The following is a 24,595-nucleotide window of genomic DNA, read 5'->3' on the forward strand; positions in this document are numbered from 1 at the left end:
GATCGCCACTATCCGTCTTCGGTGCCTGCTGGTCTCGCGTCCTATTGAAGACGTTTGATGGGACATTTTCAATGACTGAAATAGATATCCGACACCGGCCGCGCAACAGGGGCGATTATTTAGGTCCTTGGTCGAGGCCAGCCGCTGCGTGCGGAAGCGAAGGTTGGGCCGAACAAGGTCTATGACGGCGGAACCACTGGGCATTGCAGTCGTTGGGTGTCGGACAACGAGGCGAGGATCTGTAAATGACCGAGTCAAAGGTGGCGCTGGTGACGGGCGGCGGTTCCGGCATCGGCAAAGCGACGGCGCTGGTGCTTGCCCGCAACGGTTTTTGCGTTGGCGTGCTGGGCCATACTCCGCAGGAGAACGACAGGACTGTCGCCGACGTCGTTCAGGCCGGTGGAACAGCAACGTCGCTCGCCGCCGATGTTTCGAATGAGAAGCAGATGCATGATGCCGTCGAGACGTTGATCAAGGCATATGGTCGGCTCGATGTCGTGGTTGCCAATGCCGGCATCAATGGCGTATGGGCGCCGATCGACGACCTCAGGCCAGAGGAATGGGACAAGACCATTGCGGTCAACCTGCGCGGCACGTATCTGACGCTGCATCTGACCGTTCCGCATCTTAAGAAGGGCGGCGGCGGGGCGATTGTCGTCGTCTCATCGATCAACGGAACCCGCACATTCACCACGCCCGGCGCTACCGCCTACACCGCGACCAAGGCGGCCCAGGTCGCGATCGTCCAACAATTGGCGCTCGAACTCGGCAAGCATTCGATTCGCGTCAACGCCGTCTGCCCCGGCGCCATCGAGACTGAGATCAATGACAGCACGCATGTTCGCGGCAAGGAGGAGACGGAAATCCCCGTCGATTGGCCGGAGGGTCAGGTGCCGATCACCGGCGGCAAGCCCGGCCGTAGCGAGGATGTCGCCGATGTCATCGCTTTCCTGGTCTCGGACCGGTCCCGGCATGTCACGGGAGCGCCGGTCTGGGTGGACGGTGGGCAAGGCCTGCTGCGTTAGGGCGTACTGTCAAACTCCCGGAACGGCCGACACTCTCCAAGAGCAGGTCGCTTCAACTTCGGTGCATTATCGCACAGCCTTTTCAACAGCGCTTTCATTCCTGCTGGTCCGTGTCTAAAAAGATGGTTCGCCCCAAGGAGCACCCGGATGAGATCCAGCGCATCCTTTCTGCGCTTTACATTGATCATGCTCGCCCTCGGTGTCGTGGTGCTGGTGACCATTGTCGGCACCTCGATCTGGCTCAGCAAGGCCAACAGCACCTATTCGGAGGAGACGCTAGCGTTGCGCCGCGTTCGCAGCGGTATCGTAGATCTCTTCCGTGTCGTGCAGGACGCCGAGACCGGGCAGCGCGGCTTTATGCTGACAGGCGACCAGCGCTACCTGGCGCCTTATGACGGCGCAGTTATCGATATTCCCGTACGAGAGAAGAAGCTTGACGGCTACATCCAGAATTTTCCGGAATACAGGGCCAGGCTCGCGACGCTGAACAGCGACATAGCCGGGAAGATGGTCGAACTGAAGAAGACCGTCGATCTCGCGCGCGGCGGGCACATGGCCGACGCTTTGGCATTGATGAAAACCGATGTCGGGCGGAACTATATGGTCGATATCCGCGACACTCTGGATGATACACTGGCCTATACCGATGGCCGGCTGCAGATCATCGTCCGTGATCAGCTCGATGCGGCAGGCACGCTTTATTGGGTCATCCTCGGCGGCGCGGCTGCCATCCTGATTGTCGTCGGTGGTGCAGCCTACGTCATTTTCGAGTATGTCCAGAGCCTGTCGTATGCGCGCCAGGAGCTCGATATCCTCAACAAAGGACTTGAATTGCGCGTCAACGAGCGGACACGCGATCTCATCCGCGCCAATCAGGAAATCCAGCGCTTTGCCTATATCATCACCCACGACCTCAGGGCGCCGCTGGTCAACATCATGGGCTTCCTCAGCGAGCTCGATGTGGCGTTGAAGGAGGTCGGCGGTTACGTGCTTGCCGATGAACGCCAGCCGACCCCGGACGAGATCCTGCAGGCGCGAACTGCCGTCAGCGAGGATGTGCCGGAAGCGATCGGCTTCATCCGCGCGTCGACGAAAAAGATGGATGGCCTTATCAACGCGATTTTGAAGATTTCCCGCGACGGCCGGCGGAAGCTGGCACCCGAACGACTCGATGTCGAGACGGTCCTGCAGGCCAGTGTCGACAGCATCCAGCATCAGGTGACATCCTTCGGCGGCGATGTGAAGGTCGTCGCCAAGGTCAAATCGATCGTCACGGACAAGATTTCGTTCGAGCAGGTCTTCGGCAACCTCTTGGACAATGCCGTGAAATACCGCGCGCCGGATCGCCCAATTGAAATTGTCATCGAGGCTCGGCCCGACGGCCCCGGTCAATGTCTGATTTCGGTCAGCGACAATGGCCGAGGCATAGCGCCTGAGGATCACGACCGGATTTTCGAACTCTTCCGCCGGTCGGGCGAACAGAACCAGCCYGGCGAGGGCATCGGGCTGGCTTTTGTGCGATCGCTGGTGCGCAATCTCGGCGGCGACATCAACGTCCAGTCCGCGCTCGGCAAGGGCAGCACCTTTATCATCACCCTGCCGACCGATCTCAACAGGATTTTGCAGCACGCCCAGGCGTGACGTAGATCGGGAGCGCGCGCCGGCCCTATGCCGCGCCGTGGCGCACGCCGCCGTCGCATGTCAGCACATGCCCGCTCATGAAACCATTGCCGATCAGGAAGGCAATTGCCTGGGCAATCTCTTCGGCTCGGCCGACGCGGCCGACCGGGGTGCGGGCGGCGAAGCCTTCGAATGTCGCGGTGCGCTGAGCATCGGGCATGAAACTCCACCATGCGGTATCGATGACCCCAGGCGAAACCGCATTCACCCGAAGCGGCTTGAGTTCAACCGCAAGCACCGGCACCATGGCCTCGATCGCGGCATTGACGGCCGCAAGCCCGGCCGTGCCCGGCAGTGCCGCCTGGGCGCTGACGGCTGAGACGAAAGTGATGCTGCCGCCATGATTGAGATGGGGCAAGGCGGCTTGCGCGGCTGCCGCATGTGCGACGGCTTTCGTCTGGAAGCCCTTGAGCAGATCGGCCATATCGAGTGTGGCGAAAGCCCCGCCGCCAAAACCGTTGCCGAGTGCCAGTACGATATGGTCGAACCGGCCGGCACTTTCGAACGCGCGATGGATGTCTTCGGGCTTCTCAGCGTCGGCGAAGGCCATGCGGACGCCCGATGGCAGCGACTGTGCTGCGGCCTCCAGCTTTTCCTTGTCGCGGCCGATGATGGTGACAGTCAGTCCCTGTTGCAGAAGCGTGGCTGCGGTGGCGAGGCCGATGCCGGACGATCCGCCGAAGATGACCGCATGTTGGGATGCCATTTGAATTCTCCTTGATATCGATTGTGTGCAGTTCTGTTGCCGGCACGGGCGCACAATGGATCGGTGCGGAAAACTCAAACAGTTCCTGTTTTATCCTGGTATCGATACTGATATGATTGGCTCTATGGAGCAGAAATTCGATCCCTACGAAGCCCGCCGCCGCGAATTGGCGGCCTTCCTCCGTTCCCGTCGCGAGCGGCTGAGGCCGGCCGAAGTTGGCCTGCCGGACGGCTCGCGCAGACGGACGCCGGGGCTTCGGCGCGAGGAGCTCGCCATGATCGCGGGTGTGGGCACGACCTGGTATACCTGGCTGGAGCAGGGCCGGGATGTGAGGCCGTCACCACAGGTGATGAAGGCGCTGGCCGATGCGCTCAAGCTGGACGAGACGGAGCGGCAGCACCTGTTGATGCTCGGCGCCAGGGAGGGAGGACACGCGGCAAGCCTGCCGCCGGAGACGGTTGGCGAGCCGTTGCGGCGCATGCTCGACAATCTCACCCATCAGCCGGCGCAAGTGCTCGGCCGCCGATGGGATGTGCTCGCCTGGAACCGGGCCGCAGACCTTTTGTTCGGCGGCTACGAGACCCTCGACCGCGACGAGCGCAACACCATGCATCGGGTGTTCGCAGACCCCGCGCACCGTCGGCTGCTGGTGGATTGGGAGGCGGTGGCGCGCAATTCGCTGGCAATGTTTCGCGCCGACAGTGCCCGTTATGCCGGCGACCCGGATTTCGAGCGGCTGATCGGTATCCTGCATCGCGCCAGTCCCGAATTCCGGCAATGGTGGCCGCGACATGAAGTGTTGAGCCCGCTTTCCGGCATCAAGCGCATCGACCACCCCATAGCGGGTCGCATGGCCTTCGAATATACTGGGCTCAGCCTGACCAGCCAGCCCGATATCAAGCTCATTGTCTACACGCCGCTCGACGAGGACGGCACCAGCCGTAAGCTGGCCGAGCTGCTCGCCTGATTGTCTCGTTCTCACCCCGGTGCCCTGATCTGCATTCGCCGCATCGCGCCTTGACATATCGTCGCATGTCCATGTTTGGCGGGTTGACGATGTTTACGAAACTCATCAGTACCGATATGGTCCAGGCGATTGATGAACGTCAATGAATGGGGTGGTCATGCAGCAGTCAGCGCGACAATTTGGACCGGAAGATGTCCATACCTTGGGCAAAATTGTCGCACGTGGCAGGGGACGTCCGAAGGTTCACACGGACGAGGAGCAGCGGGCGAAAATCGTCCGGCTGGCCCTCGATCTCTTCGTGCGCAACGGTTATGGCGCGACCTCGATGGACGATATCGCCCATGGCTGCCATATCTCCAAGCGCACGCTTTATCGCTTGTTTCCGCGCAAGATCGATCTCTTCGCCGCAATGGTGGAAGAACATCGCCATAGCATGCTCGACTTTCCGCCGCATGATTCCGAGGTGCCGATGGAAACCCAGCTCGAGCGGGTCTTTCTGGTCGATATCGGTCCGGAGGCGGAACAGCAGCGCGCCGGCTTTATCCGCATGACCCTGATCGAGTCACGGCATTTCCCGGAATTGCGGCAGGTGGTGCGCAAGGAGGGCGGCGACAAATCGAAGGCTTTGCTGGCCGATTGGCTAACCGAAGGCAAGGCGCTCGGCCTGATCGCGGTCGAGGACACGAAGGTCGCGGCCGGCATCCTGATGGACATGATGTTCGGCGCCGTCGCACTCAAGACTGGCCAGGGCGAGGAATGGCCCGGTGACACCGACAGGCCCGCCTATATGCGGCAATGCATTCGCTATTTCGTCAACGGCATCCGCTATCGCTGAAATACCGATGAGCATGGAGGGATAGCGGGCCGCGTCATGCGGCATGGCGCCCTTATCCAAGGGAATCGCATGTTGCGTACCCCCCTCTGCCCTGCCGATTCATGATTTCTCCGATACCAAGAAGCTCTCATGCGCAATGCTGCGTCGCAGCAACGATTGTTGCTTGCTTGTTGAGTAAAATGAAAGTAACTAAACAAATAACTCAACATTGGTAGAGCGAGGACCATGTCGGGTTTGGGGCATACCGGGGAGGGGGCGTGACGCCTGCCTCCGTTTTTTGGGAGGATAGGATGCAGATGAAGTGGAAGTCCCTGATCGGGATTGTTGGCGCGACCGTGATGTCTTCGGCGCTGCCGAACCTGGCGAAGGCGGAAACGCTGACGCTTTGCTGGGCCGCATGGGACCCGGCCAATGCCTTGGTGGAACTCTCCAAGGATTTTACCGCCAAGACCAAGATCGACATGAAATTCGAGTTCGTCCCGTGGACGAGCTATGCCGACCGCTTCCTCAACGAACTCAACTCGCATGGCAAGCTCTGCGACCTGATCATCGGCGACAGCCAATGGATCGGTGGCTCGGCAGAGAACGGCCATTACGTCAAGCTGAATGACTTCTTCGACAAGAACGGCATCAAGATGGATGACTTCGTGCCGGCGACGGTGCTGGGCTATTCCGAATGGCCGAAGAACTCGCCGAACTATTGGGCGCTGCCGGCCATGGGCGACGTGGTCGGCTGGACCTATCGCAAGGACTGGTTCGAAAAGCCGGAACTGCAGAAGGAATTCAAGGAAAAGTACGGCCACGACCTGGCGGCGCCAAAAACCTACGACGAACTGATGCAGATTGCCGAGTTCTTCCAGAAGCGGCAGATCGATGGCAAGACGGTCTATGGTGCCTCGATCTATACCGAGCGTGGCTCGGAAGGCATCACCATGGGCGTCACCAACGTGCTCTACGACTGGGGTTTCCAGTACGACAATCCGAAGAAGCCCTATGACATGCAAGGCTTCGTCAATTCCGACGATGCCGTCAAGGGTTTGGAATTCTACAAGAAGCTCTATGACTGCTGCACGCCTCCGGGCAGCTCCAACGTCTACATGGTGGAATCGGCCGACGCTTTCAAATCCGGCCAGGTCGCCATGCAGATGAACTTCGCCTTCACCTGGCCCGGCCTCTACAAGGACGAGAAAGTCGGCGGCGACCGCATCGGCTTCTTCCCCAACCCGGCGGAGAAGGCGCATTTCGCCCAGCTCGGCGGGCAGGGCATCTCGGTGGTCTCCTATTCAGACAAGCGTGACRCTGCTCTTCAATACATCAAGTGGTTCGCGCAGCCGGATGTGCAGAAGAAGTGGTGGGAACTCGGCGGCTATTCTTGCCTGAAAGCGGTCGTCAACGCGCCTGACTTCGCCAAGAGCCAGCCCTATGCCCAAGCCTTCCTCGACTCCATGGCGATCGTCAAGGATTTCTGGGCCGAGCCAAGCTATGCGACACTGCTGCAGGCCATGCAGAAGCGCGTCCACAACTATGTCGTGGCCGGCAACGGCACCGCCAAGGAAGCGCTGGATGGCCTTGTGAAGGACTGGACCGAAACCTTCCAGGACGATGGCAAGCTCTGAGCCTTGAACCGGCTTTGGAATATCGCGGATTGCGCGTTATTCTCTCCCCTGGCGGCCCGGACCGGCAATGGCCGGGTCGCCAGATGCCTCATGTCCATACGATCAGGTGACGTCTTGAGCATTTCCAACCCCTCGATTGTCGACAAGGCTGCCAATGCGGCAGCACATGCGACACCACAGCCGGTGGCGAGCCGGATCCGCGGTTTCTCCGACCGGACGATCGCCTGGCTGTTCATCTCGCCGACCATCATCCTTCTACTTGCGATCAACATCTTTCCGCTCATCTGGGCGATCTATCTGTCCTTCACCAATTACCGCGCCAACCGGCCGAATGTGCCGCTGCAGAATGTGGGCTTGCGCAACTATGAGCGTGTGCTCACCGACAGCGATATCTGGGCTGCGATGCAGACGACGGCGCATTTCGTCCTCTGGACGATCCTGCTGCAGACGATCATCGGGTTTGGGCTTGCCTATCTGATCGACCGGAAATTCCGCGGCCATGCCTTCTGGACGACGATCATCCTTATCCCGATGATGCTGTCGCCGGCTGTGGTCGGCAATTTCTGGCGCTTCCTCTATGAGCCGCAGATCGGGCTGTTCGCCTATGTCGTGTCGTTCTTCACCGGCCTGCAGCCCTCCGACATCCAGATGCTCGGCAATGTCGACCTGGCGCCCTGGGCGATCGTCATCGTCGATACCTGGATGTGGACGCCCTATGTGATGCTGATCTGCCTCGCCGGGCTGCGTTCGATCCCCGACTATATTTATGAGGCGGCCGAAGTGGATCGCGCCTCGTCCTGGCGGCAGTTTTGGTCGATTACCGTGCCGATGGCGCTGCCCTTCATCATGCTGGCGGTGCTGTTCCGCGGCATCGAGAATTTCAAGATGTTCGACATGGTGACGCTGCTGACCGGTGGTGGACCTGGCTCGACGACGGAGGTTGCCTCGATCACGCTCAAGCGCGAGGCCTTCGAGAGCTGGGCAACCGGCCGTGCCTCCGCCTTTGCCATCGTCCTCTTCGTCGCGGTGTTTGGCCTCGCTAACATCTATGTCAAGGCCCTTAACAAGGTGAAGCAGAGATGAGCGCCGTCAATTCCGCCCATTCGGTCGTCGAACCGAGCATGACCTCCAAGCGCATCGCCGCGACGCTCGTCATCCTCTATGCGCTGATCACCATCGTGCCGCTGGCCTGGATCTTTCTCACCAGTATCAAATCGCCGCCGGATTCGATCAGCTATCCGCCGAAGCTGGTGTTCCAGCCGTCATTGGAAGGTTATTGCAACCTCTTTACCACGCGCACCCGGCAGACGCCGGAATATATCCAGTCGCTGGGCGCGCCGCAGGGCATCTGCGACCAGGTGACCCGCAAGCGCAACATGGTGATTGCCGGCCCGTCGAATTTTCTGCCGCGCTTCATCAATTCGCTGATCATCGCTTTCGGCTCGACTTTCCTCGCGGTTTTCCTCGGCACGCTGTCGGCCTATGGTTTCTCGCGCTTCAAGGTGCCGCTGGCTGACGATCTACTGTTCTTCATCCTGTCGACACGCATGATGCCGCCGATCGCGGTGGCGATCCCGATCTATCTCATGTATCGCGAGCTGGGGCTGTCCGACACTGCGGTCGGCATGATCCTGCTCTACACCGCCGTCAACGTCTCGCTTGCCGTCTGGCTGCTCAAGGGTTTCATCGACGAAATCCCGCGGGAATATGAGGAAGCAGCAATGGTCGACGGCTATTCACGGCTGCAGGCCTTCTGGAAAGTCGTGCTGCCCCAGGCGACCACCGGCATTGCGGCAACAGCGATCTTCTGCCTGATCTTCGCCTGGAACGAATATGCYTTCGCGGCACTCCTGACCTCCGGCGAGGCGCAGACCGCACCGCCCTTCATCCCGACGATCATCGGCGAAGGCGGCCAGGACTGGCCGGCCGTGGCCGCCGGCACCACCATCTTCCTCGTGCCGATCCTCGTCTTCACCATTCTCCTGCGCAAGCAATTGCTGCGCGGCATCACCTTCGGAGCGGTCCGCAAATGACGACAACATCCGAACCAACGCCGAAATCCCGGCGCAGGCATCCGTTCTTCTTCCGGCGCGGGCCGATGGAGAACGTCGCCACGGCGCTAATCGCGCTCGGCTTCCTGATGCTGTTCCAACCGTCTGCGCTGGTGCTTTACACCTATTCGCTGATCGTGCTGCTTGCCGGTACGGCCATGTTCATCATCGTGTCGAAATTCCCGGAGCACTGACATGGCGGAAATCCGGATACAGAATCTCAGGAAAGAGTTCGGCGATTTCGTCGCTGTGCAGGACTCGAGCTTTGTCGTCCATGACGGCGAGTTCCTGGCGCTGCTGGGGCCGTCGGGCTGTGGCAAGACCACGACGCTCCGTATGATTGCCGGCCTCGAACTGCCGACCAGCGGCGCGATCTATCTTGGCGGCGAGGATGTGACGTTCAACCGGGCAAGCGCTCGCGACATCGCCTTCGTCTTCCAACTCTTCGCGCTCTATCCGCATATGAATGTGCGCAAGAATATCGGCTTTCCGCTGCTGTCGCAGGGTGTGCCGCGCGCCGAAATCAAGGCGCGGGTCGAGGAGACGGCGCGGCTGCTGCAGATCACGCATATCCTCAACCGGTCCGTTTCAGGGCTGGCAAGCGGTGACCGGCAGCGTGTCGCCCTGGGGCGCTCAATCGTTCGCCGGCCGAAATGTTTTCTCATGGACGAGCCGCTCGGCACGCTCGACGCCGAATTCCGCGACGTGATGGTGCATGAACTGCGCGAACTGCATAACCGCATCCATGCCACGACCGTCTACGTCACCCATGACCAGTTGGAAGCCATGGCGATGGCCGACAAGATCGCGGTGATGAACCATGGCGTCATCGAACAATTCGGCACGCCGCAGGAAATCTACAATCGCCCGGCCAGCATGTATGTCGCCGATTTCATCGGCTCGCCGCCGATGAATTTCATGCGCTTCCAGAGCGGCTTGCAGAAGGGCGCGCGTTCGGTTTCCGTCGCCGGGATTGCTGTCGGCGTGCCGGAAATCCATGCCGATGTCGCACCGGGCGAATTGGCGCTTGGCATTCGGCCGGAGCATATCCGCTTCTCCGATAGTTCCGCCCTGCGCGGCTCGATCTATGGCAGCGAATATCTCGGCACCAATCAGATCGTCGCGGTCGAGACGCCGACCGGACTGGTCAAAGCCCGACTGCCGGCCGATCGCGATTTCCGTATCGGCGAGACGGTGGGCCTCGAACTCAACACGGAAATGCTTTCGGTGTTTGACGCCAAATCCGGTCGCGCCATTCCATCTTCGCTTTATGAAGGAGCGGCCCATGGCTGACGTCGTTCTCAGAGGGATCACCAAGACATTCGGTGACAAGGTTGCGGTCGACAACCTCAATCTTTCGATCGCCAATGGCGAGTTTGTCGTCCTGCTCGGCCCGACTGGGGCGGGCAAGACGACGACGCTGAGGCTGATCGCCGGGCTGGAGCACCCCGAGAAGGGCACGATCGGCATCGGCGGCCGGGAAATGGGCTCGCAAGCGCCGGCCGGCCGCGACGTCGCCTTCGTCTTCCAGCAATATTCCCTCTATCCGCATCTGACGGTCTACGAGAACCTGGCGTTTCCGCTGAAATCGCCGGCCCGGAAGACGACCAAGGCCGAGATCGATATGCGCGTTCGCGAAGTCGCGAAAATGGTGCGGATCGATCATAAGCTGGAAAACCGGGCGACCCGGCTCTCAGGCGGCGAGATGCAGCGTGTGGCCATCGGCCGGGCACTGGTGCGGCGGCCGGCGATCTATCTGATGGACGAGCCGCTGTCGTCGCTGGACGCCAAACTGCGCGGCGAACTGCGGCTGGAGTTGAAGCGCATCCAGAAAGAGCTCGGCTCGACCATGCTCTACGTCACCCACGACCAGATCGAGGCAATGACCATGGCTGACCGGATCGGCATCCTGTCGGAAGGCAAGCTGGTGCAGATCGGCACGCCGCGGGAGATCTATACCAATCCTGCCAACCTGCATGTCGCCGCGCGATTGGGCCAGCCGCATATCAACATCCTGCCGGCGGACCTTCTGCCCGGCGGCCATGTTCCGGCCGGCGCGCGAAGCGTCGGTGCCAGGAGCGAGCACCTGGAGATCGCCACCGGCGGCAATGCCAATGCCGAGATCGACTGGATCGAGCATCTGGGCGACCAGAACCATCTGCATATCAAGGTGGGTAGTCACAAGCTGGTGACATTGGCCGATCCCTATCTGCACATCCGGTCTGGGGACCGGATCAGCCTAACGCTCAAGAACCCGCTCTATTTCAGCGCGGAAGGGCAGCGGCTCTGACGATATTTGCATGAACATCCGGCGTTCATCGCCGGACGAAAAAGACAAACGGACGGGAAGACTTCGATGAAGCATTTCTTCAACAGCAAGGAAAACATCGTCACGGAGGCGCTGGACGGGCTCCTGGCGACGACGCCGGAAGGCCGGCTCGCGCGCCTCGACAGCTATCCGGACATCAAGGTGATCCTGCGCGCCGACTGGGATAAGTCGCAGGTGGCGCTGGTCTCCGGCGGCGGGGCGGGGCATGAGCCGTCGCATGCCGGCTTTGTCGGGCAGGGCATGCTGACAGCGGCGGTGTCGGGCGAGATTTTTGCCTCACCGAGCGTCGATGCGGTGCTGACGGCGATCCGGGCGGTGACCGGGCCGAAAGGCTGCCTGCTGATCGTCAAGAACTATACAGGTGACCGGCTGAATTTCGGCCTCGCCGCGGAGAAGGCTCGGGCCGAAGGCTTTGCGGTGGAAATGGTGATCGTCGCCGATGACATCGCGCTGCCGGACATCGTCCAGCCGCGGGGGGTGGCGGGCACGCTCTTCATTCACAAGATCGCCGGCTATCTCGCAGAGAAGGGTGAAGACCTCGCCGCCGTATCTATGGCGGCGCGGGCAGCGGCAGCGGACATCGTCTCGCTCGGTGTCTCGCTGTCGTCCTGCTCCATTCCCGGTCGCGATCACGAAGAGCATCTCGGACCGGAGGAAGGCGAACTCGGCCTCGGCATCCATGGCGAACCGGGCGTCGAGCGCATCGCGCTTCAGCAAGCCTCGGCGCTGGTGGCGACAATGGCGGAGCGGCTGTCCGCCCGGCTTTCACCGGATGGTGACTATGCTTTACTGATCAACAATCTCGGTGCGGTGCCGCCGCTGGAATTGAGCCTGATCGCCCATGTCGTGCTGGCCTCGTCGCTGGCGGCTCGGGTGAAACTGATCATCGGCCCGGCGCCACTGATGACGGCGCTCAACATGAACGGCTTTTCGCTGTCGCTGATCAAGCTTGATGCGGCGCGGAGCAAGGCGCTGCAAGCAGCCGTGGCACCACGCGCCTGGATACCGGCGACGGAGAAGCATGCGATCCAGGTCATTGCCGCGCCGAAGGCGCCGGCCGATGCGATGCATGCGGCGAGCAGCCATGCCGTAACGGAGACCTTCCTGTTGAAGGTCTGTGATTTCCTCGTCGCGCAGGAAGCCGAACTCAATCGGCTCGATGCTCGTGCCGGCGATGGCGACACCGGATCGACGGTGGCCACCGGTGCCCGGTCGATCCAGGCGAAACTTGGTAGCCTGCCGCTTGCGGATACAGCGGCTACACTTGGCTCCATCGGCGCTATCCTCGGCACCAGTATGGGCGGATCGAGCGGCGTGTTGCTGTCGATTTTCTTCACTGCTGCCGGCAAAGCCTTGCAGGAAAAGGCCGATTTGCCGTCTGCCCTGCTTGCGGGGCTCGATCGTATGGTCTTCTATGGCGGGGCGATGCCGGGTGCGCGTACCATGATCGACGCACTTGATCCGGGGCTTCGCGCCTTGGCGGGTGACGGCATTGTCGTGGCGGCCAAGGCTGCGCGGGCCGGTGCGGAAGCGACGAAGGCGATGACCAAGGCGAAAGCGGGCCGCGCCTCCTATGTCAGCGAGAGCAATCTGGCCGGCATTGCCGATCCGGGGGCTGTGGCCGTCGCCGGTGTGTTCGAGGTGGCGGCCGGGCTTGGATAAGGGAATAGGAAGCGGGATCGGGGAGGGGGAGATGCATCTCGACAGCGTGCATATTTCCGGTCTGATACGGATCTGCCGCGAGGAAATCGCGCGCCGGTCCGACGAACTTTCCCGGCTCGATAGCGCCATCGGCGATGGCGACCACGGCACCAACATGCTGCGCGGCTTCGAGGCTCTGGTCGCGGCCTGTCCGGAACTGGCTGGCTATCCGCTGCCCGAAGCGCTGGAAAAAATCGGCATGACGCTGGTGATGAGCATCGGCGGTGCCGCCGGGCCGCTCTATGGCACGCTGATGATCGAGCTTGGCCGGGCGCTTGCCGTCGACGAAAGTCAGGATTTTGGCTCGGCGCTGGAGAAAGCCATCGCCGCGGTGGCACGGCGTGGCCGATCCGGCCCGGGCGATAAGACGCTGCTCGACGTGCTTTACCCCGTCCATGCCGAGGTGGTAAGCCGTGCCGCGCTGAGCGGGATCGCCGCGCGCGCCGAGACGGCGGCCTGGGCGACGAAGGCCATGCAGGCGCGGCGCGGGCGGGCGTCTTTCCTCGGCGAGCGGTCGATCGGCCATGTCGATCCGGGTGCGTTCAGCTGTGCCCGGCTCACCGTGGCCATATGCGAATATCTCAGGGAGTATCATCTGCAATGACCGCGCCAGCCGCCAATGTCGGGATCGTCATCGTGTCGCATTCGCCGCTGGTGGCGAAAGGAACTGCCGACATGGTGCGGCAGATGGTCGGCGATTGCGTGCCCCTCGCCTGGTCGGGTGGCAATCCGGAGGGCGGGCTCGGTACCGACACGGCCGGGATTTTGGCCGCGATCGAGGCGGCCTGGTCGGAAGCGGGCGTTGCTGTCTTCGTCGACCTCGGCGGCGCCGAGACCAATAGCGAAATGGCGATCGAGATGCTCGGCCATCCGCGTTCTTCGCGCGTCACCATCTGCAATGCGCCGCTTGTCGAGGGTTCGGTGATCGCGGCAGCCGAAGCGTCGGGCGGCGCCTCATTGGCCAAAGTCGTCGCCACGGCTGAAGAGTTGTCGCCCTGATGACTGGTTCGAGCGAGCGGCAAAATCTGGAACGGTCGGCGACCCGGTGGCAGGCGGAGATCGAGGTCACCCACCGGATCGGCCTGCATGCCCGCCCTGCCGTCACCTTCACGCGGCTCGCCAAGAGTTTTCCCTGCCATATCGAGATCGAGGTCAATGGCAGCGGCGTCTGGCTGAACGGCAAGAGCATTGTCAAGATCATGGGCGCCAAGATCAGGCGCGGGGCGCGGCTCAAGATCCGGGCCGAGGGCATGCGGGCCGAAGAGGCGATCGAGGCGTTGAGGGGCCTGGTCGCCCGCAATTTCGATGAGGAAAAGAAACATGCCCGCCCCACATGAGGTCGAAGGGCAGGCGGCTTCCGCCGGCATTGCCTGCGGCCCGGCGCATATAGCCGTCGACCGGGCGGAGCCGTATCCACCCCAGGTCAGCGTCGCCATCGAGCGGCAGAATCTCACGGCTGCCGTCGGCGTGGCGATCGCCGAACTCGAAGCGCTGATCAGCCGTTCGGATGTCGAGAGTGCGGAAATCCTCGACTTTCAGATCGAAATGCTGCTCGACGAAGAAATCCTCGAACTGGCGATGCTACGCGTCGCCGCCGGCGACAGTGCGGCGCTCGCCTGGGCGGGTGGGCTCGATGCTTATATCGCCGATATCGAATCTTCCGGCGACGACGTGTTTTCGGCGCGCGCCGCCGATGTTGTCGATATCAAGAACCGGGTTCTGGCCGTGCTGACCGGTCGGCCGGTGGCTGATTTTCCGCAAGGGACGATCTTCGTTGCCCGGGATATCGCGCCCAGCCTGTTTCTCGCCCATGACTGGACCAAGGGCGGCGGCGTGGCGCTGACTGGTGGTAGCGCGGTCAGCCATGTGGCGCTGCTCGCCCGGGCGAAATCGGTGCCGATGGCGGTGGGGTTGCGCGGATTGTCGGCGGAGCAGGGCGAAACGATCCTGCTTGATGGCACGACGGGCCGTGCGGTCGTCAATCCGAGCGCCGACGCCGTGCCGATCGCGCCACCTGCTCAGGCCGATGCCGACTATGCTGCCCCTGCCGGCGGTGCTTTGCGCACGGCCGATGGCGCGTCTATCGGCCTCTGGCTCAATGTCAATGACATAGCCGATATCGACTGCTTTGATCCGGCGGCGGTGAACGGCATCGGCTTGGTGCGCACGGAATTCATGATGTCGACACCGGCCGATGTGATCGACGAAGAGCGGCAATGCGAGGCCTATCGCCGGATTCTCGACTGGGCCGGTGAAAAGCCGGTGACGATCCGCATGTTCGACCTCGGCGGCGACAAGGCGATGCGCGGTCTTGGTGGTGCGGAAGATACCTCTTTCCTCGGTGTCCGTGGCACGCGCTTGCTGCTGGCACGACCGGAAGTGGCCCGTACACAGGCCCGGGCGCTGATGCGCGCCGGCGCGGCTGGGAACCTCCGTGCCATGCTGCCCATGGTGACGGTGCCGTCGGAACTCCAGGCAATGCGCGCGATCTTCGACGAGGAGGCCGCCAATCTCGGCCGTCGCGGCATGGCCTATGGAATTCCGCCTGTTGGCATCATGGTCGAGGTGCCGGCGGCGGCGTTGACGCTCGATCTTTTCGGCGAGGCGGCCTTCTTCTCCTTCGGCACGAATGATCTGGCGCAATACCTTGCCGCCGCCGCGCGCGACAATCCGCTCGTGGCCCCCTTGCATGGGGAAGCAAGCGAGGCGCTGTTCCGGCTGCTGAGACTTGCTGTCTCTGCGGCCGGTGACATGGGTATTCCAGTCAGCGTTTGCGGCGATATCGCTGGAGATGCGAATTTTTCGGCGCGGCTGCTCGCCTGTGGTTTTAGGAATTTCTCGATGGCGTCTGCGCGCCTGGTTCCGATAAGCCTGGAGATCGCGGGGCTCAACGCGAATGGGAGTGAGGGCAAGAATGGCGCGTGAGACGGCCGACGACGATGCGATCATCGTCTACAAGACCATGCTGTCGGGCATTATCGACAACCGTCCGTCCGGCACGCGGCAGCGGCTGGCGACGGCGCTCGGCAAGCATCGCAGCTTCGTTACCCAGGTCACCAGCCCGGCCTATGCCACGCCTTTGCCCTCACGGCATCTCGAAACCATCTTTCGCGTTTGCCATTTCAGCCCCGCCGAACAGCAGCGCTTCCTTGAAGCCTACCAGCTTGCCCATCCCGGTAAGCTGCCCGACCTGCGCGGCAGCGATGGAAGCCGCCAGTTGACGTTGACGGTGCCTGACCTTGGCGACGAGAAGAAGAACCGCAAGTTCGACGAAGCGGTCGCAGAATTCATCCAGAAGATCGCCGCGTTGACGTCGGGCGAGGAGTAGCGGGAGTTGATGGCGGAGGAGGCGCGCTCTAAGATATCCGCGGGGAGAGCCGAATGAAGAAATTCATCAACGCGGTGGAGAACATGGTGGCGGAAAGCCTGGATGGCTTCGTGCGCGCCCATGAGCGCCAGCTTGTGTTCGGCCGCGACCGCAAATTCATCCGCCGCGGCGATCTCGTTTCCGGCAAAGTCGCGATCATTTCCGGCGGCGGTGCCGGGCATGAACCGCTGCATGTCGGCTTCGTCGGTCCGGGCATGCTCGATGCGGCTTGTACCGGCCATATCTTCACCTCGCCGACGCCGGACCAGATCGTCGCGGCGATCGAGGAGATGGATACCGGTGCCGGCTGCCTTCTGATCGTCAAGAACTATGACGGCGACGTGATGAATTTCGAGATGGCGGCCGAAATGGCGGCCGCGCGCCACGCCATCGAAATGGTGGTGGTCAGGGACGATGTCGCCCATGGCAGCCGCAGTCAGGGGCGCCGCGGTGTGGCCGGCACGCTGATCGTCGAGAAACTGATCGGCGCCGCTGCCGAGAACAGCGCCGGGCTAGGGGCGCTCAAAGCCTTGGGCGATGGGCTTGATGCCCGCATTCGCAGCATGGGTGTGGCGCTGCGCGGTGTGGCAGTGCCCAATACACGTCGCGAGACGTTCGTGCTCGGCGAGAATGAAATGGAGGTCGGTGTCGGCATTCATGGTGAACCAGGCCGGGCGCGGGAGCTGTTCAGCAGCGCCACGGAGATCGTGGCGTCGCTTTGCCGGACGATCCTTGCGGATTTCGGCACCATCCCGGACGGCAATCCGCTGCTGTTCATCAACGGCTTCGGCGGCACGCCATCGCCGGAACTCTATCTTGCCTATGGTATTGCGCGACGTCATTTCGAAGCTGAAAACATCGTCGTCGCGCGTTCTCTTGTGGGCACCTATGTGACATCATTGGATATGGCGGGGCTTTCCGTGACGCTCGCGATTCTGAGCGACGCGGAGCTGACGCTCTGGGATCAGAGCGTGTCGACGCCTGCGCTTTCCTGGTGATTGCGACTGATCGCTAGAGCGCTTTGCGTTCTGATGAAATCAGAACCGCGCTCTACATCTTTGTTTTTGAGCATGTCGTTATCCTGAAATCGGTCCCCACTTTCAGGCGACATGCTCCAAGCCTACGAAGATTTTGCCAGTGTCGCAGTCTTTGGCCTGGCAGTAGTGTGTTGCAGGCGCTGGCGGTCAAGCACTGACCTTGAGGAAACGCTCGATATCAGCCGCATGCGGGATCATAAGCGTCTCCAGCGTGGCGGAACGGCCGCGGATCATCAATTCCTGGCTTGCGTCCTCGGAGAACCACAGGCCGGCGGTTTCGGCGATACGGGCGGAGACCGCCAGTTCGACATCGTGCTGTTTGGCAAGGCCTTCCAGCCGGCTTGCCGTGTTGATCGTATCGCCGACCGCCGTCAGCGCGCTGGCCTTGCCGTAGCCGATGCGGCCGATGATCGCCGGGCCGCCATGCAGGCCCATGGCGATCCTGAGCGGAGCATCGAGTTCACCCTGAAAAGACTCGTTCAACGTTTTCATTCCTGTCGCGAGCCGCACGGTGGCAGTGAGCGCTTGCCGGCAGGCTTCGTCGAAATCCGTGGCCAGCCCGAACAGCGAGATGGCGCCATCGCCGATGAACTTGTCGACCACGCCGCCATTGGCTTCCACGGCTTCTCCCACCATGGCGAAGTAGCGGTTGAGCAGGAAGACGACATCATAAGGCAGCTTCTGTTCGGCAAGCCGGGTGAAGCCGCGCAGGTCGCAGAACAGTGCCACCACCTGCCGCTCCTGGCCGCTCGAAGCACCGGTCTCGGGCTGCAGCAAGTTGGCCTGGGCAAGGGCAGCGGCATCGAGCAGCGGCGCTATGGTGACATCGCGGCGGGGGTGGAGCTGGCAGGCAAGCCGCACGTCGCGCGGCGCACGGATCTTGGCGAGCGTGGCGCGTTCCCGCTCTCCCGGTGGCGGCAGGTCTTCCAGGCCTTCGAGGATTCGGACGCGGCAGGTCGAACAACGTCCGCGCCCGCCACAGACCGAGACATGCGGAATGCCGGCGGCGCGGCTCGCCTCGAGCACGCTGAAGCCGGGATTGACGATGATGGACCTGCCACCCTGGTAGCGGACCTGGACACGGCCCACCTGCGGCAGCACCTTGGCCAGCAGCGTGCCGAAGATCGTCGCGAACAGGCCGGCGAAAATCAGCACGCGGGCATTGGCGAGGATGGCCGGGTCGCGCATATAGCGGCCAGGTTCCGGCGGCAGGGACGACACTTCCCGGGCCGCATTGACAAAGCCCATCAGCGCCAGAACGGGGACCACGACGGCGAACACGAGCAGGAATGGCGCCCAGCGAGGGAACCAGCCGCGGCCCCTCAGCCAGAACCAGAAGCCGAGGCAGCCATGCGTCCAGACGACAATTGCGGCGGTGATTTGAAGTGTGGCGGAGAAAGCGGAAGACCAGAGGGCCCGCAGCACTTCCGGATAGCTCTTGTCATAGCCGGTCATCATATATTCGACGCGCGTGCCGACGACATGGCCGAGGATCAGGAAGGGCACGGAAAGGCCGAAGATGATCTTGACCAGTTCTCCCGTCGGCATCGACAGGCTGTGCCGGCGGTGGACGGCATCGAGTGCCAGAAGAAAGTGGACGAGAAGCGCGCCGTAGAGCAGTGTCGTGCCCAGCCAGCTGCGCCAGAAGAGATTGAAGACGTGGCGTCCTGCCTCCATCGCATCGACGGAAATCAGGCCGAGGCTGTGATTGAGGAAATGCGTGACGATGAAACTCGCCAGCACAAGCCCGGAGGCGATGTGCGCTTTCCCTTTCGTGCGGGAGTTGATGATGCCCACGTGTTTGGCCACGGCTCCGATTCTTTCAGACATACTCTTCTATCGCGCAATTCGCTCTTCAATTCATAATGATAGTTATGTGAGCGATGGGTGAACAAGATGGCGATCGCGACCATAGTGTCACGTCGGAGTGAACGATGGCGTCGGCCATGTCGATTGACAAATTGCTTTAAGCTTGAAACTAATGTGGAGCAAGCAGCGACTTTGTTGCGAGACGGCGCAGAACCTCCATGCGCCAATCTATGAAACTGATTCAGAATGTGTGGTTAAGACGCTGATGCCCTTCGCTTATTTCCTGTCTTTCGAGAATCGTCCAGGCCAGTTGATGCACCTGGCAGACAGCGCGTTGCCCCACCTCAGGACGCTGCTCGCTTCTGTCCCCGGCCTTGAGCGGGCGTTGATTTTTACGCCGGAAACCACCCGCGACAGATTCATCGATGATGGTCCGCCGCCGCCGCTGTCGCTGCAATTGTATTTCGCCGAATTGCCGGTTCTGGAGGCTGCGGTCACTGCAGGAGGGCCGCTGCAGGCTCTGGTCGGTCCCGGGCTGCTCGGCGAGGTCGGCGAGGCGGAAGTCCGTCAGCAGGTTTTCTATGTCAGGCCTTTTCCGGTCGATGATCCCATCGTCAAGCCGGGGCCGTCAGGCGTGCCCTGCAGTTTTGTCGTGCACTATCCCGGTCCTGCCGCGGACACCAATCTGTGGCTTTCGAACTATATCGCCAGTCATCCACCGGTCATGCGTCGCTTCCCCGGTATTCGTGCCATCGAAATTCTCACGCGCGTCGACTGGTGCGGCAGCCTGCCTTGGCAGCGCGCCAATCATATGCAGCGCAATCGCGTGATGTTCGACAGCGCGGATGCACTGACGGCTGCGCTCGCATCGCCGGCGCGGCTGGAATTGCGAGCCGATTTCGAGAAATTCCCACCCTACGAGGGCGGCAATCTTCACTATCCGATGGCGACGGATGAAGTTCGGCCGGGCTGATTAGATGGTCAGAACAAGCCGACCGCGCGTGACATTCCCCGACTGGATCAGCCGATGCGCCTCGGCGGCCTCGGAAAGTGGCATAGTCGATGACACCTGCGGCGTGAAAGCGCCGGCCGACATCATGTCGATCACCCGCTTGATCATCAGCGGATTGTTGCCAGGACCGTTGTAGCCAAGCGTGACGGTGACGCCGAATTCGGCGCGACGATCGACGATCGGCAGGGCGTTCAGGTATATGAGGCGACCGCCGCGCTTCATGACGGGATAAGAGCGGTCATGGACCTCGCCGCCGATCAGGTCGAAGACGATGTCGATGTCCCGGAGCATGCCGAAATCCTCGCCGTCATAAGCGACGGCTCGGTCTGCTCCGAGCGAGAGCACGTAGTCCTTATTGGATGCGCGGCAGGTTGCTATCACCTCGGCACCGGCATGATGGCAAAGCTGCACCAATATGCCGCCGACTGCCCCAGCCCCGCCATGGACCAGAATCTGTTCGCCGGCTCTCACTGCAGCCATATCGAAACAGACGGTGGTGTTGATGCCGGCATTCAAGCCTGCCGCTACCTGCACAGGCGTGAGGTTGGCCGGACGCAGTGCGACGCCGCTGCGGGGCAGGGCGATCTTTTCGACATAGGTGCCCTTCTGCGCCGCGCCGGCGAGCACGCAGACTTGGTCGCCCGGTTTCAGATCAGTGATTCCAGGACCGACCGCCTCGACCGTGCCTGCGCCTTCACGACCGGGGATCGCCGGGAATGTCGTCTTGAAATGATCCTGCAACAGGCCCTGGCGGAGCTTCCAGTCGAAGGGCGCGACACAGGCCGCCTCCAATCGCACCAGTACCTCGCCTTCGCCTGCGACAGGATCGTGAATGTCGACATATTCGAGGACTTCCGGTCCGCCGAACGATCTGTAAAGCACTGCCTTCATTTCTGAAATATCCCGAATGGATCGCTGCGGAGAACCATTTTTCGCTTACGCCTTGGTCTTGTTGCGCGCGGCCTGCACGCCGGCTGTGACACCGGCACCGAGGAACATCGTATCGCTGGCGAGAATAAAGAGCGTAATCCTCGATTTCGCCCATCTGTCGATATCGTCCGGCGACGGGCGGAAAATGCCGGCGCGCCTGTTTGCCTTGCGGCTCGCCGAAGCGATTGTTTCGATGGCGGCATTCAGCCTTTCGGCTTTGGCCGGCCCCATCGCGTCGATCGAGACGGAGAGGTCGCCGGGGCCAATGAAGATCAGGTCGACGCCTTCGACGGCCGCGATTTCATCGATATTGCCAAGGCCTTCGGCGGTTTCCACCTGGATGGCCAGTAGCAGGCTGTCATTGGCCGAGGCAAGGTAGTCCGGTATGCGATAGCCGTAACCCGCTGCACGTCCGGGGCCGACACCGCGCGCGCCGAGTGGTGGATAGCGCGTGGCCTGGGCCGCCGCCGCCGCTTGTGCTGCAGTCGAAACGCGCGGCACCAGGACGCCGGCGGCGCCTGAATCGAGCGCCGCGGCGATTGCTTCCGGTGCGTGGCCCGGCACCCGAACGATCGCCGGCACGTGATGGATATCGGCGGCACGGACGAGATCTTCGATCCGCTCGCGGGAAATCTGCGCATGTTCCCAGTCGATGCAAAGGAAATCGACGCCAGATGCAGCCGTGACCTCGATCGCAACTGGATGCGGGATGGCGGCGAATGTGCCGATCAATGGTTCGCCGTTCAGGCATCTTTGGCGCAGATTGTGCATGGGATTTCTCGGTAGCGGGGGCCTGGTTGGGTCGCTCGAAGCAGGGCGATGCATGAAAGTTTAAACATGAAATATATCCGCGAGCAAGCGAATGAGAGCGTCGCCCTGCGCGCTCTTCATTCGTATCACAGCGTCGAATTGCTTGCGAAGTAATTTGAAACTTATAAATTTGAAGCTTGAAATAATAATCGTATCATGTACCTTTGATGCAGTTATGATGAATACGGTCCGCATAAGCGAACGTGAGACAGGGCTCTTCGGCTCTCCCGCTTTGCGCTCGCGGCATTTGTCGATCGCCAGAAGGAGGCGCGCCATGGCCGCCGCAGCGTTCAGTCAAACCAGGCCGGTTTCCGAAGAGGTGGGTCCGCAGGATTTCCGCAACGCCATGGCACATCTCGGTGCTGCCGTGCATGTGATCACCACCGATGGGCCGGCAGGGCCGGGTGGCTTTACGGCCTCGGCTGTCACCAGCGTCACCGATACGCCGCCGACGCTTCTGGTCTGTGTCAATCGCAACGTTTCCTCGCTTGGCGCCATGCTGGAAAACGGCGTGCTCTGCGTCAACACGCTCGGCACGAGGCATCGCGATGTGTCGCGTGTCTTCAGCGCCAAGGTGCCGATGGCCGAGCGGTTCGCGGCAGCGCATTGGCAGAAGGGCACGACCGGCGCGCCGGTCCTGACCGATGCAGTGGTGGCCTTCGATTGCCGGATTTCCCGATCCGTCGATGTCGGCACGCATATAGTACTGTTCTGCGATATAGTGGCGCTGCCGGAGAGCGGCGGCGATGAGGCGCTGATATATTTCCGCCGGACCTATCACCGCCTCGGCAGCCATTCGCATATCAACGACTGATCATTTATCTTCGGCGGCTGATCGCTGCATTCGTTCGAAACGAAATTACGGAAATCAGTGCTCGGTTGTTGACTGATCTTGCGCTTTCCGGCGCGGGTTATGCGCGCTTCGCAAGCGACGTGCAGTACAAGGCGCCCGCCCAGCGGACGCCGGAAGGGCCGCTGCCGCGCGCTACTCCGCGTGGCGGGTGCTTTCGAACAGGAACCAGGCGCGGCGCTCGGCCTCGTCGATCCAGACCTCGATCATGCTGGTCGTGGCATAGTCGCCATGCTCGGAGGTCAGCTCATGGGCTTCCTTCAGGCTCTCCACCAGTTGCTTGTTGTCACTGTGCAGCTCGGCCAGCATGTCGAGCGGGGTGACGAACGGTGCATCGTTGTCGAGGATGCGTTGAGTCTTGGCGATCTGGCCGATCGAGCGCAGTGTCGTGCCGCCGATCTTGCGGGCGCGCTCGGCAATGTCGTCGGTGATGGCGAAGATCTGTTCGGCCTGCTCGTCGAGCATCAGGTGATAGTCGCGAAAATGCGGGCCGGACATGTGCCAATGGAAATTCTTGGTCTTGAGATAGAGCGCAAACACATCGGCGAGCAGTGCTGTCAGCGCCGCGGAAATGTCGGTGACGGCATTGGAGGGCAGGGTGGACGGTGTGTTGAGGGGAGCCTTGCGGCGATCTTCGGCGGCTTTGCGATCCATGGCGGGAACTCCTGTTGATCGGTGCGGTGCGTTATCTCACGCGAAGCGCCGACAGCCTACTACACGTAGGTATGGGTCTGTACGACAAATGCGTCGGCGATCTGCAAAATGCGCTAGCCGTCTTGTTCGTTCCGTTCAGTTGGTCAATGGCGAAAGATGCTCGTGAAAGGCCAGCCACCGGCCACCGGCTTCGCGCCGGAACGCGATCGTCTCGCGCTCGATATTGGTGATCGCCTCGCCGGCAAGAGAGACATCGGTGGCGACCGTGTGGATGAAGATGGCGACATCGCCGACCAGTTGAACCATGCGGCCAGACGAGCGGCAGCCGAGCACGCGGAAAGCATCGCGCCTCTCCCAGACTTGCCATTCCGCTTCATATTCGGCGCGGGTTTTCAGAGTCCGATCAAGGTTATGGAAGACGAAGCTCGCATCTTCGGTGAAGGCCGAGAAATAGCTCTCCGTGTCATGATTTCCGAAAGCAGCGACAAGTTTGTCCGCTGCCGATAGAACGTTCTGTTCTTCGGTATCCATCCATTCCTCTCTCGATATCGTCATTTCGGGCTGCTGATCAGCGTGGCGAGGGGCCGGTTCTGGCGCTCGACGTCATCCTTCAACTTTTCAAGCGGCATCGTCTCGTCGCGGACGAATTCCGTAAACATCATGTTGAGATTGTTGAAAAACATGCAGCCCACCGCATGCGTGTCCACGCCGGTCCTGACGCAGCCCTTGAGTTGCAGCTTGTGCACCAGCGTCGTCACTTGCGCACAGAGCGCCCGGTCGAGTGCCGTATAACGCTTGGAAAACGGCGTTTCCGGCTGCTGGATCGAGATCGCCATCGCCGTACGCCACATCTCCTTGCTGAGATAGAAAAGCGAGTGATCGTAATATTGATTGACCAGCTTCTCCAGGGCGCCGAGCACGTCCAGCGGTGGATCGGTCACGATCGCTTCACCGGCTTCCAGCACTTCCTCGACTTCCATGGTGACGGTGGCGAGCAGGATATCGCCCTTGTTCTGGTAGTAATTATAAAATGTGCCGACCGAAACCTCGGCGCGTTCGGCAATGTCCTCGATGCGCGCGGCATCATAGCCAGCCTCGCGGAAAAGGGCCGCGGCGGCCTCCAAAATACGCCTGTTCTTGTCGGCCTTCTGTCTTTCGCGAAGTCCCGCCACCCGATGTTTCCTCATTCATATGTTCCCGAATTTTGATATTGACT

At 61.5% G+C, this 24,595-nt stretch carries 26 protein-coding genes; 19 read left to right on the plus strand and 7 right to left on the minus strand.

Features of this window, described 5'->3' with window-relative positions; all coding sequences use genetic code 11:
• Nucleotides 1-245 precede the first annotated feature (245 nt).
• Together AC1D06_RS10310 and AC1D06_RS10315 are read left to right on the plus strand one after the other, a co-directional pair.
• Nucleotides 246-1,025: an SDR family oxidoreductase gene (locus AC1D06_RS10310; protein WP_477986139.1), complete on the plus strand. Its 780-nt coding sequence runs from the start codon at nucleotides 246-248 to the stop codon at nucleotides 1,023-1,025.
• A 147-nt stretch (nucleotides 1,026-1,172) separates the two neighbouring features.
• Nucleotides 1,173-2,666 (plus strand): sensor histidine kinase, encoded by a 1,494-nt coding sequence (locus AC1D06_RS10315; protein WP_477986140.1) that lies wholly within the window; start codon nucleotides 1,173-1,175, stop codon nucleotides 2,664-2,666.
• A gap of 25 nt (nucleotides 2,667-2,691) precedes the next feature.
• On the opposite strand, the gene AC1D06_RS10320 is transcribed toward AC1D06_RS10315, so the two are convergent.
• Nucleotides 2,692-3,411: an SDR family oxidoreductase gene (locus AC1D06_RS10320; RefSeq protein ID WP_477986142.1), complete on the minus strand. Its 720-nt coding sequence runs from the start codon at nucleotides 3,409-3,411 to the stop codon at nucleotides 2,692-2,694.
• A 112-nt stretch (nucleotides 3,412-3,523) separates the two neighbouring features.
• Here AC1D06_RS10320 and AC1D06_RS10325 point away from each other — a divergent pair, with 112 nt between their 5' ends.
• The 15 genes from AC1D06_RS10325 to AC1D06_RS10395 all read left to right on the plus strand — a co-directional run bounded on the left by AC1D06_RS10325 (nucleotide 3,524) and on the right by AC1D06_RS10395 (nucleotide 17,275).
• Nucleotides 3,524-4,378: a helix-turn-helix transcriptional regulator gene (locus AC1D06_RS10325; protein WP_477877845.1), complete on the plus strand. Its 855-nt coding sequence runs from the start codon at nucleotides 3,524-3,526 to the stop codon at nucleotides 4,376-4,378.
• A gap of 202 nt (nucleotides 4,379-4,580) precedes the next feature.
• The gene (locus AC1D06_RS10330; protein ID WP_477877844.1) at nucleotides 4,581-5,213 is read left to right on the plus strand and encodes a TetR/AcrR family transcriptional regulator; all 633 of its coding nucleotides are present in this window, start codon (nucleotides 4,581-4,583) and stop codon (nucleotides 5,211-5,213) included.
• Between the two features lie 290 nt (nucleotides 5,214-5,503).
• Nucleotides 5,504-6,829 carry an ABC transporter substrate-binding protein gene (locus AC1D06_RS10335; RefSeq protein ID WP_477986143.1) on the plus strand — a complete coding sequence of 442 codons (1,326 nt, stop codon included), beginning with the start codon at nucleotides 5,504-5,506 and terminating at the stop codon, nucleotides 6,827-6,829.
• Between the two features lie 114 nt (nucleotides 6,830-6,943).
• Nucleotides 6,944-7,912 (plus strand): carbohydrate ABC transporter permease, encoded by a 969-nt coding sequence (locus tag AC1D06_RS10340; protein WP_477986144.1) that lies wholly within the window; start codon nucleotides 6,944-6,946, stop codon nucleotides 7,910-7,912.
• Nucleotides 7,909-8,862: a carbohydrate ABC transporter permease gene (locus AC1D06_RS10345; protein ID WP_477877841.1), complete on the plus strand. Its 954-nt coding sequence runs from the start codon at nucleotides 7,909-7,911 to the stop codon at nucleotides 8,860-8,862. The genes AC1D06_RS10340 and AC1D06_RS10345 overlap by 4 nt, the downstream gene beginning before the upstream one ends.
• Nucleotides 8,859-9,074: a hypothetical protein gene (locus tag AC1D06_RS10350; protein WP_477986145.1), complete on the plus strand. Its 216-nt coding sequence runs from the start codon at nucleotides 8,859-8,861 to the stop codon at nucleotides 9,072-9,074. Before AC1D06_RS10345 ends, AC1D06_RS10350 begins: the two co-directional genes overlap by 4 nt.
• A gap of 1 nt (nucleotide 9,075) precedes the next feature.
• Nucleotides 9,076-10,173 carry an ABC transporter ATP-binding protein gene (locus AC1D06_RS10355; protein ID WP_477986146.1) on the plus strand — a complete coding sequence of 366 codons (1,098 nt, stop codon included), beginning with the start codon at nucleotides 9,076-9,078 and terminating at the stop codon, nucleotides 10,171-10,173.
• The gene (locus AC1D06_RS10360; protein ID WP_477986147.1) at nucleotides 10,166-11,170 is read left to right on the plus strand and encodes an ABC transporter ATP-binding protein; all 1,005 of its coding nucleotides are present in this window, start codon (nucleotides 10,166-10,168) and stop codon (nucleotides 11,168-11,170) included. The genes AC1D06_RS10355 and AC1D06_RS10360 overlap by 8 nt, the downstream gene beginning before the upstream one ends.
• 66 nt (nucleotides 11,171-11,236) lie before the next feature.
• Nucleotides 11,237-12,871 carry a dihydroxyacetone kinase subunit DhaK gene (locus AC1D06_RS10365; RefSeq protein ID WP_477986148.1) on the plus strand — a complete coding sequence of 545 codons (1,635 nt, stop codon included), beginning with the start codon at nucleotides 11,237-11,239 and terminating at the stop codon, nucleotides 12,869-12,871.
• Between the two features lie 31 nt (nucleotides 12,872-12,902).
• The gene (gene dhaL, locus AC1D06_RS10370; protein ID WP_477986149.1) at nucleotides 12,903-13,514 is read left to right on the plus strand and encodes a dihydroxyacetone kinase subunit DhaL; all 612 of its coding nucleotides are present in this window, start codon (nucleotides 12,903-12,905) and stop codon (nucleotides 13,512-13,514) included.
• Nucleotides 13,511-13,909 carry a dihydroxyacetone kinase phosphoryl donor subunit DhaM gene (gene dhaM / locus AC1D06_RS10375; protein WP_477986150.1) on the plus strand — a complete coding sequence of 133 codons (399 nt, stop codon included), beginning with the start codon at nucleotides 13,511-13,513 and terminating at the stop codon, nucleotides 13,907-13,909. The genes dhaL and dhaM overlap by 4 nt, the downstream gene beginning before the upstream one ends.
• Complete coding sequence (locus AC1D06_RS10380) at nucleotides 13,909-14,247, plus strand: HPr family phosphocarrier protein (RefSeq protein WP_477986151.1); 339 nt, start codon at nucleotides 13,909-13,911, stop codon at nucleotides 14,245-14,247. Before dhaM ends, AC1D06_RS10380 begins: the two co-directional genes overlap by 1 nt.
• Nucleotides 14,231-15,835, plus strand: coding sequence for a putative PEP-binding protein (locus AC1D06_RS10385; RefSeq protein ID WP_477986152.1), 1,605 nt, complete (start codon nucleotides 14,231-14,233; stop codon nucleotides 15,833-15,835). Before AC1D06_RS10380 ends, AC1D06_RS10385 begins: the two co-directional genes overlap by 17 nt.
• On the plus strand, nucleotides 15,825-16,238 hold the full coding sequence (locus tag AC1D06_RS10390) for a hypothetical protein (RefSeq protein ID WP_477986154.1): 414 nt from the start codon (nucleotides 15,825-15,827) through the stop codon (nucleotides 16,236-16,238). The genes AC1D06_RS10385 and AC1D06_RS10390 overlap by 11 nt, the downstream gene beginning before the upstream one ends.
• A gap of 53 nt (nucleotides 16,239-16,291) precedes the next feature.
• Complete coding sequence (locus AC1D06_RS10395; RefSeq protein ID WP_477986155.1) at nucleotides 16,292-17,275, plus strand: dihydroxyacetone kinase subunit DhaK; 984 nt, start codon at nucleotides 16,292-16,294, stop codon at nucleotides 17,273-17,275.
• A gap of 186 nt (nucleotides 17,276-17,461) precedes the next feature.
• On the opposite strand, the gene AC1D06_RS10400 is transcribed toward AC1D06_RS10395, so the two are convergent.
• Nucleotides 17,462-19,123: an adenylate/guanylate cyclase domain-containing protein gene (locus AC1D06_RS10400; protein WP_477986156.1), complete on the minus strand. Its 1,662-nt coding sequence runs from the start codon at nucleotides 19,121-19,123 to the stop codon at nucleotides 17,462-17,464.
• A gap of 265 nt (nucleotides 19,124-19,388) precedes the next feature.
• On the opposite strand from AC1D06_RS10400, the gene AC1D06_RS10405 reads away from it, so the two are divergent.
• Nucleotides 19,389-20,096 (plus strand): hypothetical protein, encoded by a 708-nt coding sequence (locus AC1D06_RS10405; RefSeq protein ID WP_477986157.1) that lies wholly within the window; start codon nucleotides 19,389-19,391, stop codon nucleotides 20,094-20,096.
• Here the strand turns inward: AC1D06_RS10405 and AC1D06_RS10410 are convergent, their stop codons facing one another.
• On the minus strand, nucleotides 20,097-21,026 hold the full coding sequence (locus AC1D06_RS10410) for an NADP-dependent oxidoreductase (RefSeq protein ID WP_477986158.1): 930 nt from the start codon (nucleotides 21,024-21,026) through the stop codon (nucleotides 20,097-20,099).
• A gap of 45 nt (nucleotides 21,027-21,071) precedes the next feature.
• Nucleotides 21,072-21,836, minus strand: coding sequence for an HpcH/HpaI aldolase family protein (locus AC1D06_RS10415; protein ID WP_477986159.1), 765 nt, complete (start codon nucleotides 21,834-21,836; stop codon nucleotides 21,072-21,074).
• Nucleotides 21,837-22,149: 313 nt separating this feature from the next.
• On the opposite strand from AC1D06_RS10415, the gene AC1D06_RS10420 reads away from it, so the two are divergent.
• Nucleotides 22,150-22,689: a flavin reductase gene (locus AC1D06_RS10420; protein ID WP_477986160.1), complete on the plus strand. Its 540-nt coding sequence runs from the start codon at nucleotides 22,150-22,152 to the stop codon at nucleotides 22,687-22,689.
• 171 nt (nucleotides 22,690-22,860) lie between these two features.
• Here the strand turns inward: AC1D06_RS10420 and AC1D06_RS10425 are convergent, their stop codons facing one another.
• From AC1D06_RS10425 to AC1D06_RS10435, 3 genes are all read right to left on the minus strand, one after another.
• Nucleotides 22,861-23,379, minus strand: coding sequence for a Dps family protein (locus AC1D06_RS10425; RefSeq protein WP_477986161.1), 519 nt, complete (start codon nucleotides 23,377-23,379; stop codon nucleotides 22,861-22,863).
• A gap of 135 nt (nucleotides 23,380-23,514) precedes the next feature.
• A complete protein-coding gene (locus AC1D06_RS10430; RefSeq protein ID WP_477986163.1) occupies nucleotides 23,515-23,934 on the minus strand; it encodes a YybH family protein in 420 nt (139 codons plus the stop codon).
• Entirely contained in the window at nucleotides 23,931-24,551 is a 621-nt protein-coding gene (locus tag AC1D06_RS10435; protein WP_477986179.1) for a TetR/AcrR family transcriptional regulator, read from the minus strand. Before AC1D06_RS10435 ends, AC1D06_RS10430 begins: the two co-directional genes overlap by 4 nt.
• Nucleotides 24,552-24,595 lie beyond the last annotated feature (44 nt).

Source organism: Rhizobium sp. P2_G2 (assembly GCF_056403555.1).